The organism is Paracoccus saliphilus (assembly GCF_028553805.1).
Lineage (GTDB): Bacteria > Pseudomonadota > Alphaproteobacteria > Rhodobacterales > Rhodobacteraceae > Paracoccus > Paracoccus saliphilus.
Genome location: NZ_CP067140.1, coordinates 3019869 through 3031613, shown reverse-complemented (window position 1 = coordinate 3031613; position 11745 = coordinate 3019869). Strand labels below are relative to the sequence as shown.

Here is an 11745-nt window from a genome sequence, read left to right as displayed (position 1 = left end):
ATTCGATGGTTTTCGACGGTGAAGCCAAGGGGTTCACAGATCGCCGAAACGCTGGGGAAGGCCGAATTTGTTGCCAGAAGCATACTGGAAGCAAAGCGAATCGGGGCCGAACCGGGCGTTTCCTGAAAATCCTGCGCAAGTGTCCAGACGCTTTGACGCGAAAGGAAATGCTCAATCGCTCAATGAGGCCTCAGTGGGGATCGCCGCCAACGGAGATCTAGCTCTGTTCCGATAGAAACCGGGTTGAGAGCCAGTCGACGAAAACCCGCGTTGCGCTATGCGTCTGGCGCGCGGGGTTGAGTTGGAGCAAAAGCACGTGACCGATGTCTACCGGCAAGGAACCGGCGACTTGCCCCGCTGCGGCAAGTGCGTAGGCTTCATAAACGACCGCGTGACCAAGGCCCTGAACGGCGAGATGAAGCGCCGTGTCGGCCGTATCGACGCGGCAGGGCGGGAACTCTGCTTCAAAAGTTTCACCTGCCGCCTCGCTCCAGAGTTCCCAAAGAGGAAACTTTCCCTGCACCTCGAGGCGTCGTTGCGCCGGTTTTCTGCTGCCTGCAACCGCCACTCTTACCACCGGGGCGGGGGCAAGCCGGATCGCATTGTCGGGCAGCAGCTTCGCTTCTCCGAACCCGATGTTGAGATCGGCGAGGTCGAGGTTGGGGTCGGTCCAGATCGAACTGTTCAGCCGCAAGCCAATCTCGGGATGTGCGGCGGTGAACTCTGGCAACAGCGGGGCGAGACAGCGGTTGAGGAAGGAAATGGGTGCCGACACCGTTACCGTCTGTTTCACGCGCCGCCCGGTCAGCCCGCGCGTGGCGGCATCCATCACGTCGAGCGCTTGGGTAATGCCGGGCAGATAGGCCGCGCCAGCTGAACTAAGTTCCAGCCCATTCGGTTTTCGATGAAACAACGGGCGACCAAAATACTGTTCCAGCCCCCGTATCCGTTGCGAAATCGCCGCTTGGGTGCAGTTCAGTTCCTCGCTGACCCGGGTGAAGCTCAGATGCCGGGCGGATGCCTCAAAAGCTTGAAGATAGGTAAGGTGAGGAAGATCGCGCATAAAGCTGCTCACTATTCGCGTTTTGATGTCATAACAAAATTGGGGTCATACGGCAATAATCGCTTTCTTGCGAATTCGCGCTGCGTCCCGCTTGCTTGCTGTCAAGCACAAGGAGCCAGCCAATGCCGTTCGCACTACTCAGATACGGGCTGAAAAAGGGGCATCAGCCCTACCGGGACATCCCAGCCACTCCCGATCTGAAACCCTCTTACGATGTCGTCATAATCGGTGGCGGCGGCCATGGCTTGGCCTCGGCTTACTACCTGTCGCACAAACATGGCATTCGTTCTGTTGCGGTGCTGGAGAAAGGATACCTCGCCGGCGGAAACACCGCACGTAACACGACCACCGTCCGATCGAACTACCTTACTGCCGAGTCGATCCGCTTCTACAAGGAAGGCGTGACGCTTTTCGAGGAAATGAGCCAAGAGCTTGGATTCAACGTCATGTTCTCTCAGCGGGGGCAACTTACGCTGGCCCATTCCGACGCTACCATGCGCAGCTTTCATCTGCGCGCCGAGATGGGCAAGCTGGCTGGCACGCGCGTCGAGGTCGTGGACCCGAAAATGGTGCGCGAGCTTTGCCCGCATCTGAACATGGATGAGGGTGGCCAGCACGAAGTGCTCGGCGGGCTCTGGCATGAGGACGGCGGTACCGCCCGGCATGACGCGGTTGCATGGGGCTACGCCAAGCGCGCTGCCGAGAAGGGCGTCGAGATCCACCAGCGCACAACCGTTACCGGTATGAGAACCGCTGGCGACAAGGTGGTGGAGATCGAGACCGACCGCGGCAACATCCGCGCCGGACAGGTTATCCAGGCGGCGGGTGGGCTGAATGGGCAGATCGCCGAGCTGGCCGGTCTATCCCTTCCGATCCGCTGTTTCCCGCTTCAGGCGATGGTCACCCAGCCCCTCAAGCCCTTCCTTGATACACTTGTGTCTTCGGCCAATCTGCACACCTATCTCGTGCAATCCTCGCGCGGCGAGGTCGTGATCGGCGGCGGCTCGGATCCCTACCAGCTTGCCTCCACCCGTTCGACTTTCGACCAGAAGGAGCATCTGGCCCACGGCGCCCTCCATCTTTTCCCGTTTTTGCACAACATAAAGCTGTTGCGCCAATGGGCTGGGATCACCGACATGACACCCGACTACAGCCCGATCATGGGTGCCTCACCGCTCTCGAATTATTGGCTCGATACCGGTTGGGGCACATGGGGCTTCAAGGCCACGCCCGTGGCCGGGAAATACCTCTCTGAATGCGTCGCCACCGGAAGAACGCCGGACATTCTGAAACCATTCGCCCTGGAGCGGTTCGAGCGTTTCGCACTGCTCAACGAAATGGGCGCTACCGCCGCCAGCCATTGAGGTGCAGGACATGAAACAACTGAACTGCCCGGTGAACGGGCTGCGCGACATTTCCGAGTTCCAGTATCTCGGACCGAAGCGCGCGACCGATCCCGAGAATGCCGAAACCGTGGTGCGCCATGTCTTCTTCGTCGAGAACCCGATCGGCCCGATGGTTGAGTGGTGGCGGCACCGGCCGAGCAACACGGTTTTTCTTGCGGAACGTCACACTGCCACCGACCACTTCATCCGCACATGGCTCCCCGACGGGCCGGAGGATACCAATGCCTGAGCACGTACGACTTCCCGCCCCGTGGGGGACAAGAATTCACCGCGCCACGCCCCTGCGCTTCAGTTTCGACGGCAAGACATTGTCCGGCCTGAAAGGAGACACTGTCGCCAGCGCAATGTTGGCCTCGGGTCGTTGGGTGTTTTCGCGCTCGTTCAAATATCATCGCCCACGCGGTCCGCTGACGATGTGCGGGCAGGATTCCAATACGCTTGTGCAAATCGGATCCGAGCCCAATGTGCGGGCCGACCGGCAGGCGCTGACGGAAGGTCTTGCGGTCAACGCCCAGAACACATCGCATAACGCAGATCGAGACAGGGGCAGCCTGCTGGACAGGCTCGGGCGGTTTCTGCCGGTCGGCTTCTACTATCGCAGTTTCTTTGGACCGACGCGGAACAGCTGGTTGAAACTGTGGGAGCCAGTGATCCGCAAATCCGCCGGTCTCGGTGTGGTGGACACGGGGCAGGGTGATGGCAACTACCGCAAGCGTAATCTCCGTTGCGATGTGCTGGTGGTTGGCGCCGGTCTTGCCGGTTGTGCCGCCGCGCGAGCCGCCGCCACGGCGGGCGCCAGGGTGGTGCTGGTGGATTCCGAGCCGGAAACCGGCGGTGCGCTGACCTATGAACGTGACAATGAAGCGCGGCTTGCCGAGGCACGCGCCGGGCTTGACCATCCACAAATCACCGTTTTGACCGATGCGACCTGCAATGGTTGGTATGCTGACAATTTCCTGCCGGTTATCCAGGGTAACCTGCTTTATCGGGTCCGCGCGGCTCAGGTGGTGGTGGCCTGCGGGACGCAGGAACAGCCCTTGATCTTCCGCAACAATGACCTGCCCGGCATCGTCACCGCCGCCCAGCGGTTGATGCGGCACTATGCCGTGAAGCCGGGGGAGCGTGCGGTTGTCTTTGCCGGAACGCCTCACGGTGTCGCGGCTGCAATGGACCTGTTGGAGGCAGGGGTGCAGCTCGCCGCCATTCTTCTGCCTGCCGAGAATCCCGAATTGGCCAAACACGCCTCGCCGCTCGCCGATCAGGGCGTGTGGGTGATCGCCTCGGCTCGCGTCCTGGCGGGGCAGGGGGCCAAGGGCAGCGGGCAGCTTTGCGCGCTCGACGTGGAAACTCAGGCGGGCCGGGAAACGCTCACCTGCGATCTCGCGGTGATCGATGCCGGCGCGACTCCGGGCTACCAGCTTCCGCTGCATGCCGGGGCGAAGCTGGGCTTCGACGATGCCCGGCAGAGCTTCACGCTTTCTAGCTATCCGGACTCCATGCACCTCGCCGGTGCAGTGGCAGGGATCTTTTCCCCCGATGCTGTAATCCAAAGCGGCGAACGTGCCGGTGCTGCCGCGGCACGGGCGTTGGGGCACGATATCCCGCTGCCCGATGCACCGCCCGACCCCGACGCCGCCCTCTACCGCACTTATCCGGTACCCGACCCCGACAAGGCCGGGCGTGACTTTGTCGATTTCGACGAGGACCTCCAGGTGAAGGACATCGTCAACGCGGTCGCGGACGGTTACAGCGAGCTGGAACTGGTCAAGCGCTACTCCACTGTCGGCATGGGGCCCTCGCAAGGTCGTCATTCGGCGCTTCAGACGGCGCGGATCGTTGCGGCAGAGACCGGGCGCAGCGTCGGCCAGATCGGGGTGACGACCGCAAGACCGCCATTCGGCCCGGAGAAACTCGGCCTCCTCGCCGGCCCGCTGCGCATGCCGGAGCGGCTCACCGCCCTAGATACCGAGCATCGGGCAGAGGGCGCCAAGATGACTCCCGTCGGCGCATGGTGGCGGCCGCTCTATTACGGCGGCGGCAACGCGCAGGAAATCATCGCCCGCGAGGTGCGCAGCGTCCGCGAGGACGTGGCCATGCTGGATGTTTCCACTCTCGGCAAACTCGCTGTGCGTGGGCCTGAAGCCGCCGCCTTCCTTGATCGCATCTATACCATGTCCCACGGCAAGCAGCCCGTTGGCAGGGTGCGTTATTGCCTGATGCTCAACGAAATGGGTTCCGTTGTGGATGATGGCGTGGCGTATCGGATGGCTGAAGATGATTTCTATGTCACCGCCACCACAGGTGCGGTCGATCGTGTGTTTTCAGATATGTCATGGTGGAGAACCCAATGGCGGATGGATGTCGACATCCAGAACATCACGGCCGCCTTTGCCGGAATCAACGTGACAGGACCCCGCGCCCGCGAGGTGTTGAAATCGCTTGAAGGAGATGTGGAGTTGGATCGTGACTCCTTCGGTTTTCTCGAAGGGCGCAGCGGGGTCATCGCCGGATGCCCGGTCCGGATCATGCGAATCGGCTTCACCGGCGAGCTCAGCTATGAGCTGCACACGCCGGGAAGCTATGCCCGGGCACTCTGGGCCGCCCTGCGAAACGTGGGCGTCGCGCCCTACGGGCTGGAGGCCTCGCGGGTCCTGCGACTCGAAAAAGGGCATATCATCATCGGTCAGGATACCGATGCACTGAGCACGCCGGACGAACTTGACATGGGTTGGGCACTGTCGAAGAAAAAACCATACTATTTGGGTAAACCGGCGGCAGACCTGCGCCGGTCGACGGGGCTAAGCCGCAAGCTCTGCAGGTTTGAGGCGCCGCTCGATCTGTCCGGCGAGATAGGAGAGTCCTGCCTGGTAATGAAAAACGGGGTGGCGGTCGGTAATGTCACCTCCGTTCTACCGTCACCGACGACCGGCCGGCTGATCGGTCTCGCCTTCGCCGCGCCAGATGACGCGGTGCCCGGCGGCAGGATTGCTATTCGCACACGCAGTGGGCGTGAGGTAATGGTCAGGACTGTCTCCCACGCCTTCTATGATCCGGAAAACAACCGCCAGGATGGATAACGTGACCCTTTCTCCCAACACCGCGCTACGGCGCTTTCCCTCCGTGCCCTGTTCCGTTGAAAGCATGACCGAGATTGCCGGGACTCGGATCATCGCTGATCTCACACACCGTCCGCGGACAGGTTTGCGGGGTCATGGTACGCCGGAATGGTGCCGTGCCAACGAATTACCCTTCCCTGCGGGCATCAATTGCGTCGCTCGAGCTGAGGGGCTGCGTATCGCACGGTTGGGCAGCACGGAACTGCTGGTGCTCTCCGAGAGTGACGCCGCACTGCCCAGTGCATTTGCCGACCTCCCTGCGGGAACTTACCTGGCCTACCGGGAAGAAACCTGGGCTTGGTTCCGGATGACCGGACCGGGCACAGTTGAGGCTCTCGCAGCCTGCACGTCGGAGGATCTTGTGCACCTCAGGGATGCGCCGGATCGGGTGGTGCAAACCCGCTTTGCCGGGCTTGATGCGGTGCTGGTCCTCAGCGGTACAGAAAAGGCTCCGGTGGTTGATATTTTCACCGATATCGCGTCGCATCGTTACCTCACGAATGTCTTTGCGGAGCGCTGCCCGGAGTTCACGCTTCAGTGGCAAGGGTGAAGCTTTGCGGCACTACCTTTGTGAACTGCTCTGGAAAGTGATGCCGTAGCTGCGTAATTAACTGAGCAGAACCTTCGGCAAACCCGCATCAGTTCGAACTGCAGGTCCGACGAAATGGAATGAAGCAACGCGCAGGACAGAAAGAGAGCCACTATGCGAAGTACCAAGATCATTCATGTAGTATCCTGCCATGCCGAAGGTGAAGTGGGGGACGTCATCGTGGGCGGCGTGGCGCCACCACCCGGAGAAACGGTCTGGGAGCAGCGCAAATGGATTGCCGAAGATGATACGCTGCGCAATTTCGTCCTGAACGAACCGCGCGGCGGGGTTTTCAGGCACGTTAATCTTTTGGTGCCGCCAAAACATCCTGAGGCGCAGGCGGCCTGGATCATCATGGAGCCCGAGGACACTCCGCCGATGTCGGGCTCCAACTCGATCTGCGTCTCCACGGTGCTTCTGGATAGTGGCATCATCCCGATGCAGGAGCCGGTGACGGAAATGGTGTTGGAGGCGCCGGGCGGACTCGTAAGGGTGCGGGCGGAATGTGCCAATGGCAAGGCCGAGCGTATATATGTCGAGAACCTGCCTTCCTTCGCTTCGCGGCTCGATGTACCGCTGGAGGTTCCGGGGCTTGGTACAATTACCGTGGATACGGCTTTCGGCGGCGACAGTTTTGTCGTTGTCGATCCGGAGGCGCTCGGTATCGAACTCATCGAGGATAACGCAAGGCAGATTGCCGAGCTTGGCATCCGCATCACCAATGCTGCGAATGCGCAATATCGGTTTGAACATCCGGAAAAGCCCGACTGGGCGCATCATTCCTTCTGTCTCTTCGCGGGCAAGATCACGCGCGAGGGCAATCAGTTGCGGGCGAAATCCGTGGTTGCGATTCAACCCGGCAAGCTCGACCGTTCTCCGACCGGCACGGCCGTGTCTGCTCGCATGGCGATTTTGTCGGCACGCGGAGAGATGAGCCATGAGGATCGCTTCACCGGCGTCTCGATCATTGGCTCGGAGTTCCACGGGCGTATCCTTGGGACCGTGAAAGTGGGGGAGTTACAGGCCATTCGCCCCGAGATCAGCGGCCGCGGCTGGATCACCGGTACGCATCAGCACATGTTGGAGCCAAGCGATCCATGGCCGAACGGCTACCGTCTGTCCGATACTTGGCCGCGAATCTCCTGATGCGACATATGCCTGCCGGGTCTCATCGATCCGGCAGGCGCGATTCAGGCGCTCAAACGCGACCGGGAAACGCAATTGTTCAAGTTTCCGATGACTCGGCGCAGCTCAGTGCCCGCTGCGACGATGCCCTCCGCTACAAGGTCAGAAACCCGCATTTGCCGCGATGTCGGCTGTAGGCCGCGAAGAGCGGAAACCGGGGTTGCTATCCAAGCCGCATCACCTATTCGATTTCAGCCTCAGTGGTTATCGATGTGCTGAAAGCAACTGTATTCCGTACATATGCTCAACGCAGCCGCCATGCCGAGGAATGAAGTTGGTAGCATGAATATCTCGTCTGCGTTGATGCAAATGCACCCACCTGGGAACCCTGGTTATTGATAGCGGGTTCATAAAAGATTCGCTGCAAGGATTTGATTTTTCAGAGTTGTGCGTGACGCATAAGCTGGGGCTTATACAGCGCCGCTGAAATTTCTCGTTTGCGTGGAACAACTCTACCAAACGACAATCCCTGGTTAATCGGCCGATAGATTTTACGGCTTGGGAGGGAGATATGACCATCAGAAATTCTGCACCCTACTGGGTGACGGCTTTGGGGCTGCTGCTGGGGTGCGCAGCTTATGGCAGCGAAACATCCTACAAGCTGATACTGACCAGCGAGGCCGGAGACCACGACTCGCCCTTGGGGCATGCGATGCGGCTCTGGGAGGACCTGATCGAGGAAAAATCGAACGGGCGTATGCAGGTCGAAGTCTTCTACCAGGGCGAACTCGGCGGGCAGCAGGAACTGTTTGACCAGTTGATCCGCGGCAATGTCGACATGATGATCACCTGGCCGCAGACATCGTATGACGAGCGAATTGGCGTCAATTACATTCCCTACCTGGTCCTTGATTGGGAAGATGCGATTGCAGCCTTCTCGCCCGATGGCTGGGTGCAGGAACTCATGGCGCCGATCTATGAAGATATCGGCCTGAAATATATCGGCCCTTTCCCGGAGGGCTTTGGCGGGATCGCGACGCAGAACCGCTATGCGACCAGTTTCGAGGATGCCCAGGGCATCAAGGTTAGGTCGCAGCCGGTATTCCCCTTGCCGCAGACGGTAAATGCGATGGGTTTCCAAGCCGTCCCGATCGATTGGGCCGAGGTCTATACCTCCCTGCAGACCGGGGTTGTCGACGGCGATTCATCCAATGTCATCTATTGGGATTACGAGTATTTCGGCGACGTGCTCGATTACTTCGTTCAGTCCTCGCATAATTTCTCGTCCTATTCCCTGCTGATGAGCGACAGGGTCTGGGACGAGATGGATGCCACCGACCGGGAGATCGTTACTACTGCTGCGCGCGAGGTGATCGAGAAGCAGTTCGCGGAAGCCCGTGCCGAGGACGAGCATTGGATCGCCACCGCGCAGGAAGGTGGCATGGAATATATCGTGCCGACCACCGAAGAAAAGGCCGCTTGGGTCGAGCGTGTACGTTCGGAAGTCTGGCCACTCATCGAAGAAAGCCTGGGAACGGAAATCATGGATGTCGTGCGCGAGAACGCTTCGGTTCCGGGCGCAAAGACATCTGGGGCGTCAGACTGATCCCGCCGGTCTGAAAAATAGGGAGGAGAACATGACTGTTTTTCATAAAGTGGACGAGGTGCTTGTCCATATCATACGCCCCGTGGTCATCGTGATCGGCTTGGGTGTGTCGCTGCTGCTGGTCGTTGGAATCGTGTCACGTGCATTCCTGGGCGAACCGGTCTTCGGCCTGGAAGAAATCATGCTGCTATCGATCATGTGGTTCTACATGCTTGGTGCGACGCTGGCCTCTCGCGAGAACTCGCATCTCAAGGCCGATTTCCTCGACGTCATCACAGAGAACCCGGCGGCGCATCGGGTCGCGGCGATCGCTGCGACCGTGATCTCGATCTGCGCGTCACTGGCTTTCTGCTATTGGGCTGCGGATTTCATTCTCTTCAGCCTTTCACGTGGGCAGACGACCCCGGTCTTCGGCATTCCGTTCTGGGTCTCGCAGCTCAGCATATTGGTCGCCGCAATCCTGCTGACAGCCTACCTGATCCGCAATCTCGTCATCGAACTTCGAGGTCCGGATCGGGACGTCGCGTCGAATGAGGCAGAGGAGTAATCAACATGGAAGCACTTATCGCAATCGTTGCCCTGATCGTCTTCATGTTGATCGGTGTACCCGTCGTCTTTTCCTTCGCCGCGATGGTCATGATCCTGACACTGCTTTACGATGTCAGCTGGTCAATGCCGATGATCACCGGATACTGGACGGTGAATTCGGTGATCCTTGTGGCCCTGCCGTTATTCGTGATGACGGGCTATCTGATGCAAACCGGAGGGATCGCCAAACGGCTTGTCGATTTCGTCGAAGCGCTTGTGGGCCGTTCACGTACGGGCATGGGCACTTCGATGGTCGTGTCCTGCGGCATATTCGGGGCGATTTCGGGAACGGCTTCGGCTGCGGTCGCCTCGATCGGCTCGATCATGATCGGCCCGATGGAGAAGCACGGATATTCCCGCGGATATACGAGTGCCCTGCTTGGCATATCCTCGCTTCTGGGCCTGCTGATCCCTCCCTCGATCACCATGATCCTCTATGCCGTCGTGACGCGGCAATCGGTCGCCGCCTGTTTCCTGGCGACCATCGGGCCGGGAATCGCCCTGATGATCATGCTGGCGCTTCTCAACAGGTTCCATGTGTCCCGGCATCTTGGGGGCAATGAGGAAAAAATGCCCTGGGGAGAACGGGTGTCGGAGATCGGCTCGACCGGCTGGCGTGCCATTCCCGCCCTCATGCTGCCTGTCATCATCCTGGGTGGTATCTATGGCGGTATCTTCACGCCCACCGAGGCGGCAGCGGTTGCAGTGGTCTATGCAATTCCGGTTGGCCTGTTCGTCTATCGCGACCTGAGTTGGAAGAAGAACTTCGACGCCGTCGTGCACGCTGCCGCGACCACCGGTGTCATCATGATCATCCTCGTCTTCTCCTTTATCGCCAGCCGCATCTTCACGATCGAGCGGGTGCCGCAGCAACTGACCGATGTCCTGATCGGGACCTTTGAAAGCCCGATCATCATTCTGCTGATGGTGAATGTCTTTCTCATCCTTTTGGGAATGATCATGGATGATGTCAGCGTCATCGCCATCGTAAGCCCGCTGATGGTCCCGGTGATGGCCGAGATTGGTATCGATCCGGTTCACTTTGCCGCCATCATCGGCACAAGCGTGGTGATCGGAGCGAATAGCCCTCCCATGGCGCCGATCCTGTTCATGGCATGCCGCGTCGGCGATGTCAGGATGACGAACGTGATCAAGCCGGCTCTCTTCTTCATGACCTTCGCGGCACTGCCGGTCATGCTTCTGACGACCTATTGGTCGCCGCTTGCACTGTTCCTGCCGCGTTTGCTCGGCTTCATCGAATAACTGTCCTTCCAACGTGATGGCGCGCCGGGCCTGGTCCGCTTGCGCCATTACCCTGCAATCAGGATGATATCATGACGTTCAGTCTTGCACTTGAAGGGATCTATACGCCCATCGTCACCCCTTTGCATGCCGATGGCTCGTTCGATCTGGATGCGCTTGCGGATGTTGTCGACCACTTGGTCGAGGGAGGAGTGCACGGAATTATCTCCGGTGGCTCGACCGGGGAGAACTATGCCGAAACCGTGGAGGAGCGCCTGGAACTGGCGCGTTTCATCAAGGAATGCCTTGATGGCCGTCTGCCGCTGATCGTTGGAACCGGGGCCATGCGCACGCCCGATTCCATCGCGCTTGCCCAGGGGGCTCGAGAGATCGGCGCGGATGCCATCCTGTTGGGAACGCCCCCCTATTCGGTTCCGACCGAGCGGGAGAATGCGCTCAATGCCCTGGCTATCGACCGGGCGGCTGATCTGCCGATCATCCTTTACAACTATCCCGCTCGCATGGGTGTAGAGATGGGGCAGGAGTTCCTTGATCGGGTTGGCCGGTCACGCAACGTGATCGGGATCAAGGAAAGCTCTGGCGATATCAATCGTGTGCATCTGTTGGCCCGGGATTATCCGCATATCCAGATGTCCTGCGGCATGGATGATCAGGCACTGGAGTTCTTTGCGTGGGGCGCACGAAGCTGGATTTGCGCCGGGAGCAATTTCCTGCCTGAAGAGCATGTATTCCTGTACGAAACCTGCGTGTTGAACGGTGATTTCAACAAGGGCCGTCGGATCATGTCGGCGATGATGCCGCTGATGCGGGTGCTTGAGCAGGGCGGCAAGTTTATCCAATGCGTAAAGCACGGGGTCGAGATGGCAGGCCTTCGCGCGGGCCCGATGCGGCCACCTCTGCGTGGCTTGAACAAGGATGAAAAACGCGAACTTGAGCAGGTAGTTCGGGTTCTCAAAACCACAATCGCGGCAATCAAGGCGGAGAATTGA

General features: G+C 59.6%; 10 protein-coding genes. 9 read left to right on the top strand and 1 reads right to left on the bottom strand.

Annotated elements, in window-relative coordinates; genetic code table 11:
- Positions 1 to 217: 217 nt before the first annotated feature.
- Positions 218 to 1063: a LysR family transcriptional regulator gene (locus JHX88_RS14610; RefSeq protein WP_076526379.1), complete on the bottom strand. Its 846-nt coding sequence runs from the start codon at positions 1061 to 1063 to the stop codon at positions 218 to 220.
- A 122-nt stretch (positions 1064 to 1185) separates the two neighbouring features.
- Here JHX88_RS14610 and JHX88_RS14605 point away from each other — a divergent pair, with 122 nt between their 5' ends.
- From JHX88_RS14605 to JHX88_RS14565, 9 genes are all read left to right on the top strand, one after another.
- Entirely contained in the window at positions 1186 to 2427 is a 1242-nt protein-coding gene (locus JHX88_RS14605) for an FAD-dependent oxidoreductase (protein ID WP_076526377.1), read from the top strand.
- A gap of 10 nt (positions 2428 to 2437) precedes the next feature.
- A complete protein-coding gene (locus JHX88_RS14600; RefSeq protein ID WP_076526613.1) occupies positions 2438 to 2698 on the top strand; it encodes a sarcosine oxidase subunit delta in 261 nt (86 codons plus the stop codon).
- On the top strand, positions 2691 to 5546 hold the full coding sequence (locus JHX88_RS14595) for a 2Fe-2S iron-sulfur cluster-binding protein (RefSeq protein WP_076526375.1): 2856 nt from the start codon (positions 2691 to 2693) through the stop codon (positions 5544 to 5546). Before JHX88_RS14600 ends, JHX88_RS14595 begins: the two co-directional genes overlap by 8 nt.
- Before the next feature lies 1 nt (position 5547).
- Positions 5548 to 6135, top strand: a complete 588-nt coding sequence (locus JHX88_RS14590) for a hypothetical protein (RefSeq protein WP_141225834.1) — start codon at positions 5548 to 5550, stop codon at positions 6133 to 6135.
- 153 nt (positions 6136 to 6288) lie between these two features.
- Positions 6289 to 7320, top strand: a complete 1032-nt coding sequence (locus JHX88_RS14585) for a trans-3-hydroxy-L-proline dehydratase (RefSeq protein WP_076526371.1) — start codon at positions 6289 to 6291, stop codon at positions 7318 to 7320.
- A gap of 550 nt (positions 7321 to 7870) precedes the next feature.
- Positions 7871 to 8905 (top strand): TRAP transporter substrate-binding protein DctP, encoded by a 1035-nt coding sequence (gene dctP, locus JHX88_RS14580; RefSeq protein ID WP_076526369.1) that lies wholly within the window; start codon positions 7871 to 7873, stop codon positions 8903 to 8905.
- Positions 8906 to 8936: 31 nt separating this feature from the next.
- A complete protein-coding gene (locus JHX88_RS14575) occupies positions 8937 to 9452 on the top strand; it encodes a TRAP transporter small permease (protein WP_076526367.1) in 516 nt (171 codons plus the stop codon).
- Positions 9453 to 9457: 5 nt separating this feature from the next.
- A complete protein-coding gene (locus tag JHX88_RS14570; protein ID WP_076526365.1) occupies positions 9458 to 10756 on the top strand; it encodes a TRAP transporter large permease in 1299 nt (432 codons plus the stop codon).
- Positions 10757 to 10827: 71 nt separating this feature from the next.
- Positions 10828 to 11745 (top strand): dihydrodipicolinate synthase family protein, encoded by a 918-nt coding sequence (locus JHX88_RS14565; RefSeq protein WP_076526363.1) that lies wholly within the window; start codon positions 10828 to 10830, stop codon positions 11743 to 11745.

Excerpts from the sequence above, each read along its gene's own strand:
- JHX88_RS14575 (WP_076526367.1), top strand. The coding sequence starts at position 8,937 with ATGACTGTTTTTCATAAAGTGGACGAGGTGCTTGTCCATATCATACGC.
- dctP (WP_076526369.1), top strand. The coding sequence starts at position 7,871 with ATGACCATCAGAAATTCTGCACCCTACTGGGTGACGGCTTTGGGGCTG.
- JHX88_RS14605 (WP_076526377.1), top strand. The coding sequence starts at position 1,186 with ATGCCGTTCGCACTACTCAGATACGGGCTGAAAAAGGGGCATCAGCCC.
- JHX88_RS14570 (WP_076526365.1), top strand. The coding sequence starts at position 9,458 with ATGGAAGCACTTATCGCAATCGTTGCCCTGATCGTCTTCATGTTGATC.
- JHX88_RS14595 (WP_076526375.1), top strand. The coding sequence starts at position 2,691 with ATGCCTGAGCACGTACGACTTCCCGCCCCGTGGGGGACAAGAATTCAC.
- JHX88_RS14565 (WP_076526363.1), top strand. The coding sequence starts at position 10,828 with ATGACGTTCAGTCTTGCACTTGAAGGGATCTATACGCCCATCGTCACC.
- JHX88_RS14585 (WP_076526371.1), top strand. The coding sequence starts at position 6,289 with ATGCGAAGTACCAAGATCATTCATGTAGTATCCTGCCATGCCGAAGGT.
- JHX88_RS14600 (WP_076526613.1), top strand. The coding sequence starts at position 2,438 with ATGAAACAACTGAACTGCCCGGTGAACGGGCTGCGCGACATTTCCGAG.
- JHX88_RS14610 (WP_076526379.1), bottom strand. The coding sequence starts at position 1,063 with ATGCGCGATCTTCCTCACCTTACCTATCTTCAAGCTTTTGAGGCATCC.